At 33.3% G+C, this 14,500-nt stretch carries 11 protein-coding genes; 3 read left to right on the top strand and 8 right to left on the bottom strand.

Features of this window, described 5'->3' with window-relative positions; genetic code table 11:
• Window positions 1-7: 7 nt before the first annotated feature.
• The 3 genes from ccoN to GIY83_RS12250 all read right to left on the bottom strand — a co-directional run bounded on the left by ccoN (window position 8) and on the right by GIY83_RS12250 (window position 4,880).
• Complete coding sequence (ccoN, locus tag GIY83_RS12240; protein ID WP_208681560.1) at window positions 8-2,194, bottom strand: cytochrome-c oxidase, cbb3-type subunit I; 2,187 nt, start codon at window positions 2,192-2,194, stop codon at window positions 8-10.
• Between the two features lie 2 nt (window positions 2,195-2,196).
• On the bottom strand, window positions 2,197-2,388 hold the full coding sequence (gene ccoS / locus GIY83_RS12245; protein WP_194615510.1) for a cbb3-type cytochrome oxidase assembly protein CcoS: 192 nt from the start codon (window positions 2,386-2,388) through the stop codon (window positions 2,197-2,199).
• Window positions 2,389-2,492: 104 nt separating this feature from the next.
• Window positions 2,493-4,880: a heavy metal translocating P-type ATPase metal-binding domain-containing protein gene (locus tag GIY83_RS12250; RefSeq protein WP_208681562.1), complete on the bottom strand. Its 2,388-nt coding sequence runs from the start codon at window positions 4,878-4,880 to the stop codon at window positions 2,493-2,495.
• Window positions 4,881-5,085: 205 nt separating this feature from the next.
• Here GIY83_RS12250 and GIY83_RS12255 point away from each other — a divergent pair, with 205 nt between their 5' ends.
• Complete coding sequence (locus GIY83_RS12255) at window positions 5,086-5,766, top strand: Crp/Fnr family transcriptional regulator (RefSeq protein WP_194615508.1); 681 nt, start codon at window positions 5,086-5,088, stop codon at window positions 5,764-5,766.
• Here GIY83_RS12255 and mazG read toward each other — a convergent pair whose 3' ends face one another.
• The 3 genes from mazG to def all read right to left on the bottom strand — a co-directional run bounded on the left by mazG (window position 5,767) and on the right by def (window position 7,783).
• Window positions 5,767-6,537 (bottom strand): nucleoside triphosphate pyrophosphohydrolase, encoded by a 771-nt coding sequence (gene mazG / locus GIY83_RS12260; protein WP_194615507.1) that lies wholly within the window; start codon window positions 6,535-6,537, stop codon window positions 5,767-5,769.
• A gap of 102 nt (window positions 6,538-6,639) precedes the next feature.
• Window positions 6,640-7,125 carry a DUF5606 domain-containing protein gene (locus GIY83_RS12265; protein ID WP_208681564.1) on the bottom strand — a complete coding sequence of 162 codons (486 nt, stop codon included), beginning with the start codon at window positions 7,123-7,125 and terminating at the stop codon, window positions 6,640-6,642.
• 67 nt (window positions 7,126-7,192) lie between these two features.
• Window positions 7,193-7,783 carry a peptide deformylase gene (def, locus tag GIY83_RS12270; RefSeq protein ID WP_208681566.1) on the bottom strand — a complete coding sequence of 197 codons (591 nt, stop codon included), beginning with the start codon at window positions 7,781-7,783 and terminating at the stop codon, window positions 7,193-7,195.
• A gap of 201 nt (window positions 7,784-7,984) precedes the next feature.
• Here def and GIY83_RS12275 point away from each other — a divergent pair, with 201 nt between their 5' ends.
• Window positions 7,985-10,207, top strand: a complete 2,223-nt coding sequence (locus tag GIY83_RS12275) for an FUSC family membrane protein (RefSeq protein ID WP_194615504.1) — start codon at window positions 7,985-7,987, stop codon at window positions 10,205-10,207.
• 39 nt (window positions 10,208-10,246) lie between these two features.
• Here GIY83_RS12275 and GIY83_RS12280 read toward each other — a convergent pair whose 3' ends face one another.
• Both GIY83_RS12280 and ruvX read right to left on the bottom strand, forming a co-directional pair.
• Entirely contained in the window at window positions 10,247-11,743 is a 1,497-nt protein-coding gene (locus GIY83_RS12280; RefSeq protein ID WP_194615503.1) for a malate:quinone oxidoreductase, read from the bottom strand.
• A 124-nt stretch (window positions 11,744-11,867) separates the two neighbouring features.
• Window positions 11,868-12,284 carry a Holliday junction resolvase RuvX gene (gene ruvX, locus GIY83_RS12285; protein WP_194615502.1) on the bottom strand — a complete coding sequence of 139 codons (417 nt, stop codon included), beginning with the start codon at window positions 12,282-12,284 and terminating at the stop codon, window positions 11,868-11,870.
• Window positions 12,285-12,661: 377 nt separating this feature from the next.
• On the opposite strand from ruvX, the gene GIY83_RS12290 reads away from it, so the two are divergent.
• Entirely contained in the window at window positions 12,662-14,437 is a 1,776-nt protein-coding gene (locus GIY83_RS12290) for an LTA synthase family protein (protein ID WP_229029092.1), read from the top strand.
• Window positions 14,438-14,500: the final 63 nt, after the last annotated feature.

The following is a 14,500-nucleotide window of genomic DNA, read 5'->3' on the forward strand; positions in this document are numbered from 1 at the left end:
AATGCTGTTATTTAGAAGTCTCTTTTACTTTAATGTCAGTTCCAAGTCTTTGTATATAAGCAATCAAAGCAACAATTTCTCTCTCGTTCATAGGAACGAATTTTTCGCCTTTTGCAGCTGCTTTTTTCTTGCTTTCTTCATAACTTTTTACAAAGTCAGGATCGTTTTCTAAGCTTTTCTCGATTGCAATAGCCTGAGTTCTTAATGTTTTTTGAGCATTGGCAACATCAGCTTCTGAATAAGGAACCCCAAGCGTAATCATGGCTTGCATTTTCTTTTGAGTCAGCGAGATATCCATTGGTCCATTATCAAACAACCATTTGTACCCTGGCATGATAGAACCCGCAGAAATACTTTGTGGATTCCAGAAATGGTTAAAATGCCAATTGTCATTGTATTTCCCACCTACTCTTAATAAGTCAGGACCTGTACGTTTTGATCCCCATAAGAATGGATGATCATAAACAAACTCACCTGCTTTTGATTGCGGACCATAACGTTCTACCTCACTTCTAAAAGGACGAACTGACTGTGAGTGACAACCTACACAACCTTCTCTTATATATAAGTCACGACCTTCTAATTCTAGAGGTGTATAAGGCTTAACACTTGATATTGTTGGAATATTTGATTTCACCATAATCGTTGGTACAATTTGAATGATCCCTCCAATTAAAATAGCAATTGTAGCTAAAATGGTTAACTGAATTGGTCTTCTTTCTAACCAGGTATGGAATTTTTCTCCTTTTAATCTTCCAGTACTTATTCTTTGTAGAGCCGGAGCCTGCGCTAATTCATCTTCGATAGTATCACCCGCTTTAACAGTCATTATAATATTGTAAACTAATGTCAGCATCCCAACAAGATACAAAGTACCTCCTATTGCTCTCATCCAGTATAATGGCATAATTGCAGTAACCGTTTCAAGGAAATTACCATAAGTTAATGTGCCGTCAGGATTAAACTGTTTCCACATTGAGGCTTGTTGAAAACCTGCCACGTACATTGGTAAAGTATACAAAATGATTCCTAAAGTACCGATCCAGAAATGGAAATTTGCTAATTTTTTTGAAAACAATGAGCTTTTTGTCATTCTTGGAATCAACCAATAAATAATACCAAAAGACATAAATCCGTTCCATGCTAATGCACCAACGTGTACGTGAGCAACGATCCAGTCAGTATAATGCGCAATAGCATTCACATTTTTTAGAGAAAGCATAGGGCCTTCAAAAGTTGCCATTCCGTAACCTGTTATAGCTACCACAAAGAATTTTAAAACTGGCTCTTCACGAACTTTATCCCAGGCACCTCTTAATGTTAAAAGTCCGTTGATCATACCTCCCCAAGACGGGGCAATAAGCATTACAGAAAATGCAACTCCTAAGTTTTGAGCCCAGTTTGGTAAAGCTGAATATAACAAGTGGTGTGGACCTGCCCAGATATAGATAAAAATCAAAGACCAAAAGTGAATAATAGATAATCTATAAGAGTAAACCGGACGGTTTGCAACTTTTGGAATGAAGTAATACATAAGACCTAAAAATGGAGTTGTCAGAAAAAATGCAACCGCATTATGTCCGTACCACCATTGTACCAGCGCATCCTGAACACCTGCGTAAACAGAATAACTTTTTAAAGCTGATACCGGAATTTCGATATTATTAAAAATATGTAAAACGGCTACTGTAACAAATGTGGCAAGGTAAAACCAAATCGCAACATATAAGTGACGTTCTCTACGACGCAACATTGTACCTATCATGTTGATCCCCATAACTACCCAAATAAGGGCAATAGCAATATCAATAGGCCATTCTAACTCAGCGTATTCTTTTGATGAAGTATATCCTAAAGGCAATGTAATTGCTGCAGCAACAATAATAAGCTGCCAGCCCCAAAAATGGACATTACTTAAAAAATCACTAAACATTCTGGCTTTTAGCAATCGCTGAAGCGAATAATACATACCCGCAAAAAAAGCATTCCCAACAAAGGCAAAAATAACAGCATTGGTATGTAAAGGTCTTAAACGACCGTAGCTAAGCCACGAAATACCATCTGTCATGTTGGGAAAAAGGTACATAACCGCTAAGGTCAGCCCTACTAACATACCTACTACCCCAAAGAGGATAGTGGCGTAAATGAATTTTTTTACAATTTTGTTGTCGTAATAAAACTGTTCCATTTCCATAATTATACTTGTTTTTCTTCTGTTGTTGATTTTTTATTCTGGGGGGTAATTCTCGTTTCATCGTCAAAAAGCATTCTGACTGAAGGGGTATAATCATCATCATATTGTCCTGATTTTACAGCAACAATAAAGGCAATAAAGAAGCAAATTGCGACGAAAATACTAACTGAAATCAATAGATAAATAACACTCATACCCTTAAATTTATGTTAACAAAATTAACAGATTACTTGTTGTTAAAATATGATAATTATCATAGTTACAGAGTAATGTTAAATTTAAAAAAATCACTTATAAATCATTTTAAATTTTTGTTACTGAAATAGTTAGACATTAAAGTCACAAAACTTACAATGGTTATTGTACTTAAAGGCATGATAATAGCAGCCACTAATGGAAGTAAATTACCAGTAACCGCAAAAGTGAGTCCGACGATATTATAAAGAAGTGACAGAACAAAACTCATCTTAATTATCGTAATTGATTTTTGAGATAATTTTAAAAAATAATTGAGTCTTGAAAACTCTAAAGCATCTAAAATCGCATCGCAAGCTGGGGAAAAAACATTGACATTCTCAGAAATAGAGATCCCGACATTACTTTGTGCCAATGCTCCTGCATCATTTAACCCATCTCCTACCATCATTACATTTTGACCTTTTTCTTGTAATTTCCTGATAAATTCCAATTTTTGCTCAGGTTTCTGATTAAAAATTAATTCGGTTTCTAAAGGTAAAATCGACTGAAGACTCGCCCTTTCTCCATCGTTATCTCCTGACAGCACTTTTATCTGATAGGTTTTGCTTAAATTAAAAAATAAGTTTTCTAAGCCTTCACGATATTGATTTTGAAAAGTAAACTTTCCGTAATAAATGTCATCAATCCTGATATGAAGCGCAGTTTTTTCAATTTGCGATGCATCTGGTCCTGAACTTCCAACAAATTCAGCAGAACCAATTCTGATTACTTTATTGTTGGCAGAAGCTAAAATTCCTTTTCCGGTTATTTCCTGAAAATCATCCATTTTAACCTTCTTTGTTTCTGATAAGAAATCATATAGCATACGGCTTAATGGATGATTTGAACCTCTAAGCACATTTTTTATCAAAATATAATCTTCTTCAGAAAGGATATTTCCTTCGTATGAAATATTTGATTTTTTATTGGTGGTGATAGTTCCGGTTTTATCAAAAACAATAGTATCTACCTTGGCTAATTGTTCGATGACCAATGCATTTTTGAGATACATTTTTTGTTTGCCCATTATTCTGAGAATATTTCCGAAAGTAAAAGGAGCTGTCAGAGCCAATGCGCAAGGACAAGCGACAATTAAAACTGCTGTAAAAACATTAAATGCTGTATTGGCATCAATGAATATCCAGTATCCAAAACCTGCAAAAGCAATTAATAATAATATAGGAGTAAAATAACGGCTTATGGCATCGGTAATCGTTTTATGCTTTTGGAACACATTTTTCTGGAAAATCTCATTACTCCACAACTGAGTAAGATAACTTTGTGAGACTGAGTGCAGCACTTCCATCTCGATTACTTTACCTATTTGTTTACCGCCGGCAAAAACTTTATCTCCGGATTTTTTAGTAATGGGAACAGCTTCACCGGTTACAAAACTATAATCGATTTCGGCTTTTTCACTAATTAAAATACCGTCTACCGGGATTAATTCCTGATTTCTGATGAGTAATCTATTCCCTTTTTGCACATCGTAAATAGGAACACTTTCTTCTGATGTATCTGAATTTATTCTGGTAACTGCAATTGGGAAATAGGACTTAAAATCTCTTTCGAAACTCAAGAAACTGTAGGTTTTAATCTGGAACATTTTTCCGAGCAGCATAAAGAAAACCAAACCAGTTAAACTGTCGAAAAATCCTGCCCCGTAATTCATTACAATATCAAAAGTACTGCGGATAAACATCACGATGATTCCCAGAGCAATAGGGATATCGATGTTTAGCATTCCTGATTTTATACTTTTATAGGCTGAAACATAATAGCCGCTTGCCGAATATAAAAAGCTTGGCAAAGCCAAAAGGAAAATCAATATTCTAAAAAATGGTTTGTAATTATCTAACCAAAATTCTTTGATCTCGAAATATTCCGGAAAAGACAATAACATTATATTTCCGAAACAGAAGAAAGCAACACCTAATTTGTAGGTTAAAGTTCTGTCTACATTTGTTTTACCTGTTTCATAGTTTTCTAAACTAATGTAAGGTTCATAACCAATAGAACTTAGCAGGTAGACAATAGCTTTTAAGGAAACAAGATCTGAATTGAATGTAATTCGGACTCTCTTTTCAGGAAAATTAACTTGTGAAATACTTATTCCCGGTTGAATTCTATTTAAGTTTTCAAGAATCCAAATACAAGAACTACAATGAATATGAGGGATATTTAATGAAACTATTGCCGTATTTCCTTCTTGAAATTCTAATACTTTTGACAGGATTGCTTCATTGTCTAAGAAGTCATATTTGCCTTTAATATCTTGCGGAGTGGCGCCTGGTGATTTTTCGAAATCATAATAGCAGGTCATATCATGAAGACTAAAAATTTCGTAAACGGTTTTGCATCCGTTGCAACAAAACTTCTTTTCATCAAAATTGATTTCCTCATTTTTAGCTATGGTTAACCCACAATGAAAACAACTCTGCTCACTCATAAAATTTGTTTTTTTTGATACAACAAATGTTAAAAAAACTAGAGATGATAAAAATGATATTTATCATGTTATCAAGAAATCGAATTCTAAATTTAACAAAACAAAATAGCTAAATAACAATATTCGCTTTTTTATGCGTTTTTTTTAGGAATAATAATGCCTTCGAATGCTTATATTGGTTAATTTTGCAGTAAATATTTTTGCCATGAATAAATGTGATCAATGCATCGTACGACAACTTTCTTCTCTTAAAGCACTTAATAAGGATGAGGTTGTAAAATTGGCTAACAGCAAGACTACCTATAAAATTAAAAAAGGAGAATCCATTTTTGAAGAAGGTGAAGTAACTAATGGTGTTTTTTGTATAAAAGATGGTGTGGGGAAACTCTCTAAATTAAGTGCAAACGGAAAAGATCAGATTGTAAAACTAGTACAATCAGGAGAACTTTTGGGTCAGCGCTCCATGATTAGCAATGAACCTGCAAATTTATCTGCAAAAGCAGTTGCGGATATGGAGGTTTGTTTTATTCCGAAAACCGAAATTTTACACTTTTTTAATAACAATAATCAGTTCTCAATGAACCTGATGCAATCTGTGTGTGAAGATTTGAAAGAATCTGAAAATGATAAAATTGCTTTGGTTCAGAAAACCGTAAAACAACGCCTGGCAGAAACTTTATTGGAATTGCATGACTCGTTTGGTGAAAATGCAGATAAAACCCTGAAAGTTCAACTGACAAGAGAAGAATTAGCAGGGATAATTGGTACTGCCACAGAAAGCTGTATCAGATTATTATCTGATTTTAACAAACTGAATTTGATTGAATTAGTAGGTAAAAAAATAATGCTTAAGAATGTGAAAGCATTAAAGAAAATGGCCGAATAATTACAGCTTTTTAGCTTCGTTCCAGAATACATCCATTTCAGCTAAAGTCATATCCATTAAGGGTTTTCCTAACTCTCCGGCTTTACTTTCGAGATATTGAAAACGCTTTATGAATTTTTTATTCGTGCGTTCTAGAGCATCTTCAGGATTTACGTTTAGAAATCTTGCATAATTAATCATAGAGAATAAAACATCTCCAAACTCGGCTTCAATTTTATCCTGATCACCTGACTTTACCTCTACTTGCAATTCTTCTAATTCTTCCTGTACTTTATCCCAAACCTGGTGTGGTTCTTCCCAATCAAAACCTACTCCTTTTACTTTATCCTGAATTCGGCTTGCTTTGACCAGCGCCGGCAAACTTCTTGGAACACCTTCCAGAACCGATTTTTTACCTTCTTTCAGTTTTAGTTTTTCCCAATTTTGCTTTACTTCTTCTTCATCCTTTACTACAGTATCACTGTATATATGAGGATGGCGATGAATTAACTTATCGCAAATTTCATTACAAACATCAGCAATGTCAAAATCATTAGTTTCAGAGCCAATTTTCGCATAAAAAACAATATGCAGTAACAAATCACCTAATTCTTTTTTTACTTCATTGAGATCATTATCTAAAATAGCGTCTCCTAGTTCATAAGTTTCTTCGATCGTAAGGTGTCTCAGGGTCTGTAAAGTCTGTTTTTTATCCCACGGACATTGCTCACGAAGCTCATCCATAATAATTAATAATCTTTCGAAGGCTTTAAGTTGAAGTTCTCTGCTCATTTTATGACATTTTTTTCGGATTGTAACGAATGCTGTAAAAGTAAAAAATCCTGCTAAGAAAACATCTTAACAGGATTAATATATTTGAATGCAGTAAAACTACTATTCTTCTTTTTTAGCTTTTGCTTTTTTAGCAGCAGGCGCTTTTTTTGTTTTTTCCTCAACAACCGGAGTCTCTTCTGGAGCTTCAGCAGCAGCCGGAGCTAAATCAGTTACTAATCCTTTTGTCTGAAGTGTATTGTACCAGTTTAATACTTTTTTAATATCAGAAGGATAAACTCTTTCCTCATCATAATCAGGAAGAATTTCTTTAAAATAAGCCGCTAATGTAGTATTATCTTCTTTATGAGAAATTGCCTGACCTTTGTTTTCTTTAGTAGCAATACGCTGCATTACTTCAGTCAATGGTTTTTCTCCGTCGTAAGTATAAATTGAAATCTCTGATAATAAACTAACGTTACTTTTCAGGTTAACAGTAATTTTTTTTCCGTCTGTCAATGATTCTGCCACAAAGCCTGTACGAGTTTGCACTTTCAATACATATAAACCTGGTTTCCCAGAAATGGCTAAAATTTTCTCTAAATTCATGTTTATTAAAATTAGTATTAAGAATTTGATTTATTATATTTTATTGATTCTAATTCTCTTAGATCAATTATCTCCCTTTTTTAGCAGCAGCAAATTTCATTCTATATTCCTGAAACGTTTTGCCTTCGGTAATGTTTTTTAATTTCTTTTGAATCAAACGTTTTTTCAAAGAGGATATTTTATCGGTAAATAAAACTCCTTCGATATGGTCGTATTCATGCTGAATAACTCTTGCAATCAAACCATCAAAAACTTCTGTTTTTACTACAAAATCTTCTTCGCAATATTCTATCGTCACGGTTGGTTTTCTGTAAACATCTTCGCGAACGTCAGGAATACTCAAGCAACCTTCATTAAAACTCCATTCTTCACCTTCTTCTTTAAGAATCTTAGCATTGATAAAAGTTTTTTTGAAACCTTTTAAATCTTTTTGTTCCTCTGAAGGTAAGTCATCATCATCACTAAAAGGAGTTGTATCAATAACAAACAAACGAATTGACATACCCACTTGTGGGGCAGCAAGCCCTACTCCGTAAGCATTATACATGGTTTCATACATGTTTGCTATTGTTTCTTTTAAGTTTGGATATTCTGGCGTAATCGCCTCACCCACTTTTCTTAAAACAGGATCACCATATCCTACAATTGGTAAAATCATTTGTCTTTTTTTATATTTTATCTAATGAAAACTCCTGAATTTCGTTCTCATAATTCAGCTGGCAAAAATAGTAAAAAATAGTCAATGAATAATTCTAAAGATATATTATATCGTATTTTTTAGCAGCTTCGTAAAATCTCATCCATAATTATGCCAAATTAATTCGTACAATTCGTACTTTTGTTTGTAAACCTTACCATAATGCTTGATCGTATCTCGAAATTTACTAACAGTACCTCTTTTCTAAACGCCTCTAAAGTAACTATTGCTTCTGTTGTTCCTGTTTTAATTTTGAATTTTCTAGGTCATTTCGAAATAGGCTTTACAATTGCCTTAGGAGCCTTCTATACCTATCCCAGTGATGTTCCGAGCTCTTTAGGTCATAAAATAAAAGGCCTTATTGTAGCTTCTTTTATAGTCTCGGGCGTGAATTTATTAGTAAATCTTGCGTACCCTTATCCTTATTTATTTTATCCTTTTTTGGGATGTTTACTTTTTTTATGCTCGATGATTTCTGTTTACGGTCAGCGTGCTACTTTGGTTTCGTTCTCTGCTTTATTATCTATTTCATTATCATTCGGGCATTTGCATGAAGGCTGGGAAGCTTTTGAATATTCGGGTTTTATATTTGTTGGCGGTATATTGTATTTAGTTGTTTCATTGGTTTTTCATTTTGTACAACCTTATAAATATGTCGAATTACAAATTGCCGAAGGCATAAAATTAACAGCAAAATATTTAAAATTACGAGGTGATTTATGGAGCCCGGAAGCCAATCGCCAGAAAATCATCGAAAAACAACTTGCCACACAGGTCGATCTGAATTTAATTCACGAGGATTTAAGAAGAATGCTTATTGGCAATCAAAATGCATCAGCAACAACGAGCCAAAACCGAAAAATGCTGCTTGTTTTTATTACTTTGGTCGAAATTCAGGAGCTTGCCTTATACACATCATTCGATCACAGCAAACTTCACGAAAAATTCGCCAAACATCCTGATGTATTAAGAACGTATCAAAATGTGGCCTATAAATTGGCTTCGACATTGAAAAAGCTTTCTAAAAACGTACACACTATTAGCGTATACGTTGATAAAAATGATTTAAAAAATGAACTTGATGCGCTTGAATTTGCCATTTTTGATTACGAAAAAACTTTAGGTAAGGAAGAAGCTGCAGAAGGCGTTTTAATGCTGACCAATATGCTTAAATATGCTAAAAATCAGGTTGGTAAGATCAAAATTATTCAGCGTGCTTTCTCGCTTGCGATGCAATCTTTTAAATTAAAGGATAAGGATAAAGAATTAGAAAAATTCTTAACCCCTCAATATTATCCGTTGCGTACTTTAATCGAAAATTTAAGTTTTTCTTCTTCTATTTTCAGGCATTCCGTACGATTAACCATTACCATATTAATTGGTTTTACTATTGGGCAATTTTTAGCTTTTCAAAACGTCTATTGGATTTTATTAACCATTGTCGTAATCATGCGTCCGGGTTATGGCTTAACGAAAGAACGCTCGTATAACAGGATCTTCGGAACTATTCTTGGAGGATTAATAGCTTTTGGAATTGTATCTTTAATACAGAATCATGTTGCGCTTAGTATATTATCTATTATATGTATGCTTCTTGGTATTTCTTTTACACAGATTAATTATAAAATAAGTGCCACTTTTGTTACGATGTATGTAGTTTTTATATACGGAATTTTAACCCCTAATATTGTCGAAGTTATTCAGTTTCGTGTTTTAGATACATTAGCCGGAGCCGCTTTAGCGTTTTTGGCCAATCAATTTTTATGGCCGGCCTGGGAATTTATCAATACGCCTATTCATATCGAAAATTCGATTAGGGCCAATAGAAATTATCTAAAAGAAATTGCTGATTTTTATAATAAAAAAGGCGAAATACCAACCTCATACCGATTGGCAAGAAAAAATGCCTTTGTTGAAATTGGAAACTTAATGACTTCTTTTCAGCGTATGATGCAGGAGCCAAAATCGAAGCAAAAAACGTTACCATTAGTCAATAAACTGGTGGTTCTAAATCATTCGATATTATCCGCTTTAGCGTCATTATCGACTTATATACAATCGCACCAGACAACATCAGCTTCAGAATCATTTAATTATATCATAAAAACGATTCTTTCTAACTTAGATCATGCGATTTCTATTTTACGAAATGAAGTTATTTTAACAGATACTTTTTTCGATAAGGAGGATGTGACTTTGCAATTTGAAGAACTCAAACGCGTCAATTTTACTCGTTTAATTAAAGATGACGAACTGGATAAAGAAACACGCCAGGCCAAAATGCAGGAAGCTCAAATGGTTATTGAACAATTGATCTGGATGAGTAATCTGGCCGAAAAGATTTTGAAAATCACAGAAGAATTTAAAGCAACAAATCCAGATTAATTCATCTGGATTTGTTGTTTATATTATAAAAGTTTGAGCTTAATTATTTAGTTTTAAAACTTCAGAAGTATGTTTTCTAAGTTCTGCTAAAAGCTCCGGTTTATCATTTAAAGTTTGTCCGTAAGAAGGGATCATAGTTTTCATTTTTGCTTCCCATTCCGGTGTTTTAATTTGATTGGTAAAACATCTGCTAATCAAATCAATCATAATTGCAACTGCAGTCGATGCACCAGGAGAAGCTCCTAATAATACTGCTAATGTTCCGTCTTGAGTATTGATCACTTCTGTACCAAATTCTAAAACCCCACCTTCTTTTTCATCTTTTTTAATTACCTGAACACGTTGTCCTGCTTTTTCTAATTTCCAGTCTTTAGAACGTGCTGTTGGTAAATATTCACGTAAAGCTTTCATTCTGTCCTTTGGAGACTGACGAACCTGCTCAATTAAATATCTCGTTAATGGTATATTATGGAATCCCGCTGATAACATTGGGATTAAATTATTTGCTTTTATTGATAAAGGTAAATCCAGGTAAGATCCGTTCTTTAAGAAACGAGTCGAAAATCCTGCAAAAGGTCCAAAAAGTAGTGCTTTCTCACCATCAATTACACGTGTATCGATATGCGGAACAGACATTGGCGGAGCTCCTACACTTGCTTTACCATATACTTTTGCCTGATGTTTAGCAATCACCTCAGGATTGGTACATTTTAGCCATTGCCCACTTACCGGGAAACCTCCGTAACCGTTTCCTTCCGGAACGTTTGCTTTTTCCAGTAAAGGTAATGAACCTCCACCGGCACCAATAAATACGAATTTGGTATAGGCTTTTCTTGTTTGACCACTTGTTAAATCAGTGATTTTAATTCTCCATGATTTATCCTCGCGTTGTCTTAATTTTTTAACTTCATGATTAAAGTATAAAGAAACACCATCCAGTTTTTCTAAATAATTAAACATACTTCTGGTCAAAGCTCCAAAATTTACATCGGTACCAATTTCCATGTGGGTTGCTGCTAATTTTTCATTAGCTTCTCTGCCTTCCATGACAAGTGGCATCCATTGTTTTAATTTCTCAAAATCTGTACTAAATTCCATTTGAGAAAAAATAGGATTGCTTTGCAAAGCTTCGAATCTCTTTTTAAGGTATTCGACATTTTTATCTCCCCACACAAAACTCATATGAGGAACACTTTTAATAAAATTATCTGGAGACGGTACTTTATTTTCTTGTACTAAATAAGACCAAAACTGACGCGAAATCTCGAAAGATTCTGCTATGCTAATTGCTTTTTTAGGATCAATACTTCCATCAGCCTTCTCTGGGGTATAATTTAATTCACAAAAAGCTGAATGTCCTGTTCCTGCATTATTCCAAGCATCAGAGCTTTCGGCAGCAGCGACATCTAAACGCTCATAAATTTCAATTTTTATATCGGGTTGCAGCTCTTTTAAAATTAATCCAAGAGTTGCGCTCATAATTCCAGCTCCAATAAGCACTACTTCACTATTGGAACGTATTGTATTGTCAGGCATAACAGTAATTTGTTTTTAAAGTGCAAAGGTACTTTTTATAATTGCAAAAAAAAACTAAAATCACATGATAAAAGTTATGTTTTTACTAAAAAAATCAGGTTAAGGAACTGCAAAGCTGTAAAAATTAAAAACGGTTTGAAGAAAGATAATCCTGAAGCATTATTGTAGCTGAGATTTCATCAATTAACCCTTTATTTTGACGCTGTTTTTTACTTAATCCACTATCGATCATGGTTTGAAATGCCATTTTCGAAGTAAAGCGTTCATCAACGCGCACTACTTTCATATCCGGAAAAACATTAGAGAAATGAGTAACAAATCCTTTAATTACAGCAGCACTTTCGGATGGCTGCCCATTCATTTGTTTAGGCTCACCAATTAAAACCGTTTCGACTTTTTCTTTTGAAAAATAATCCTTCAAAAAGTCGATCAAATTATTGGTAGGGATCGTAGTTAATCCTGAAGCAATAATTTGCATTTCATCAGTAACAGCAATTCCTGTGCGTTTTTGTCCGTAATCTATAGAGAGAATTCTTGGCATTTTTCAGTTTTCAACAAAGATAGAAAGGAATTAACAACTTAAAAAATAATCTGAATGTTTTATAATTCCAATAAATTAAGATACATTACTGCATTATTTTACATTATTGCATGCAAAATTAACATATTATCCTTTTAATCAGAAAAATGTTGTTTATTATTTCATAATTTAAAAAAAAATAAGTTCTTTTGCGGAAAATTCATCGATCCTTTTAAATCATTGAATACCAGATTTTTTAAACTAAACAGGAACAAAAATAAGTCACCAAAAACATTAAGCCCTAAATGAATAACTATAAAAAATGCATTGCTCTATTTTTGAAAAGATTTCTTTTAATCGTTCTAATATACCAGTTAAGCAGAGCTTTATTTTATTTTATGAATTTGGATTTATTTGATGATTTTACCCTTCAAACTTTCACAGGAGGGATTTTGTTTGATCTGGCCGCTATCAGCTATTTGAATATTGTTTTTCTTGTTGCTCATTTACTTCCCGGGAATTTCAAGTACAATGACCTTTATCAACGTATACTTAAGATTACTTTTTACGTTGTCAATCTTATATTTATAGCAACTAATTTCATCGATATTATCTACTACCGTTTTACTTCAAGAAGAAGCACTTTTGGTATGATTACCGCTAAAGGTATGGAGCAGGAAGCAATTGGACTGATACCTTCATTTTTAGCAGAGTTTTGGTACATTGGACTTATCTTTATAGCCATTAGTGTTTTATTGTGGAAACTACTTCCGGATTTAAATAAAAACATAGCACGACAAGACCTTACGAAGAAAGATTACTTGCTGAAATTTAGCTATCTAATACTTTCAATCGCAGTTTTATTAATTTTAGGACGTGGAGGCTTTCAAAAAAAACCAATAAAAATCGTTGACGGAATTAAGTACGGTGCTTTAAGCAATACTGCTTTAGTCCTCAATACTCCTTTTACTATCTTAAAAACTATCACAAAAAAAGAAGATCTTGAGAACACTACTTATTATAATACAAAAGAATTAAAATCAATATACAATCCTGTTATTTCATTACACCCTGGCAAACCTGCTATCAAAAAAAATGTGGTGATTTTGATTTTGGAAAGTTTTGGAAATGAAAATGTGGGACGCGGACAAACTCCGTTTTTAGATTCTCTTATTACAAAGTCATACTATTTTAAAAATGGTTTTGCCAACGGAAAAGTATCTATTGATGCTGTTCCTTCTATACTTTCCAGTATTCCTAGCTTAATGAATAATTCGTTTATAACCTCTAGTTATTCTTTGAACAAAATAAATGGCCTTCCGAAAATTTTAAAAAAAGAAGGTTATAAAACTTCCTTTTTTCATGGTGCTTTTAACGGAAGCCAAAACTTTGACCAATATGCCAAAGTAGCAGGATTCGATCAATACTTCGGAAAAGACCAATATACAGGTAAAGAAGCGTTTGATGGACGATGGGGAATTTTTGACGAAGAGTTTCTACAATTCTATGCCGAGAAATTATCTTCGTTTAAACAGCCGTTTTTCAGTTCGTTATTTACCATTTCTTCGCACAATCCTTATATTATACCCGAAAAATACAAAGGCAAATTTCCAAAAGGAACAACTGTTATTCAGGAGAGTATTGCTTATAGCGATTATGCTTTGAAAAAGTTTTTTGAAACTGCAAAAAAACAAAAGTGGTACAACAACACTCTTTTTGTAATTTCTTCTGATCATACATCGGCCGGAGGCGATAAGGAATCTGATCAAACCAATATTGGAAAATTCAGAATTCCAATTTTATTCTTCGACCCTTCGAATCCTGAATTGGCAGGTGTTAATGAGAAGAACTTTCAGCAGATTGATATAATGCCAAGTATATTAGATTATCTAAACATTAAAACCGATATGGTAAGTTTTGGTAAAAGCTATAAATCTAAGGACAACTTTGTGGTGTATTACCTTCAGGGAACGTATCATTATATTAAGGACGATTATTATTTAGCTTTTGCCAATAATCAGACAATTGGACTTTATAGCTGGAAAAAAGACGTTTTATTAAAAGATAATTTAATTAACAAGGACAAAGCCAAAGTTAAAGAATACGAAAAATTTATAAAAGCTTACATACAGTCTTTCAACGAAAGAATTATTTACAACAAGTTAGCCCTTTAAATAAAAAGTCCGTTTTGAAAACTCAAAACGGACTTTTTATCCAAATATTCAAACCTAAAAAAA

Source organism: Flavobacterium sp. SLB02 (genome assembly GCF_009664855.1).
Lineage (GTDB): Bacteria > Bacteroidota > Bacteroidia > Flavobacteriales > Flavobacteriaceae > Flavobacterium.

Coding starts and splice junctions, on each gene's coding strand:
- ccoN (WP_208681560.1), bottom strand. CDS start 2,194: ATGGAAATGGAACAGTTTTATTACGACAACAAAATTGTAAAAAAATTC.
- ccoS (WP_194615510.1), bottom strand. CDS start 2,388: ATGAGTGTTATTTATCTATTGATTTCAGTTAGTATTTTCGTCGCAATT.
- GIY83_RS12250 (WP_208681562.1), bottom strand. CDS start 4,880: ATGAGTGAGCAGAGTTGTTTTCATTGTGGGTTAACCATAGCTAAAAAT.
- GIY83_RS12255 (WP_194615508.1), top strand. CDS start 5,086: ATGAATAAATGTGATCAATGCATCGTACGACAACTTTCTTCTCTTAAA.
- mazG (WP_194615507.1), bottom strand. CDS start 6,537: ATGAGCAGAGAACTTCAACTTAAAGCCTTCGAAAGATTATTAATTATT.
- GIY83_RS12265 (WP_208681564.1), bottom strand. CDS start 7,125: ATGAATTTAGAGAAAATTTTAGCCATTTCTGGGAAACCAGGTTTATAT.
- def (WP_208681566.1), bottom strand. CDS start 7,783: ATGATTTTACCAATTGTAGGATATGGTGATCCTGTTTTAAGAAAAGTG.
- GIY83_RS12275 (WP_194615504.1), top strand. CDS start 7,985: ATGCTTGATCGTATCTCGAAATTTACTAACAGTACCTCTTTTCTAAAC.
- GIY83_RS12280 (WP_194615503.1), bottom strand. CDS start 11,743: ATGCCTGACAATACAATACGTTCCAATAGTGAAGTAGTGCTTATTGGA.
- ruvX (WP_194615502.1), bottom strand. CDS start 12,284: ATGCCAAGAATTCTCTCTATAGATTACGGACAAAAACGCACAGGAATT.
- GIY83_RS12290 (WP_229029092.1), top strand. CDS start 12,662: ATGAATTTGGATTTATTTGATGATTTTACCCTTCAAACTTTCACAGGA.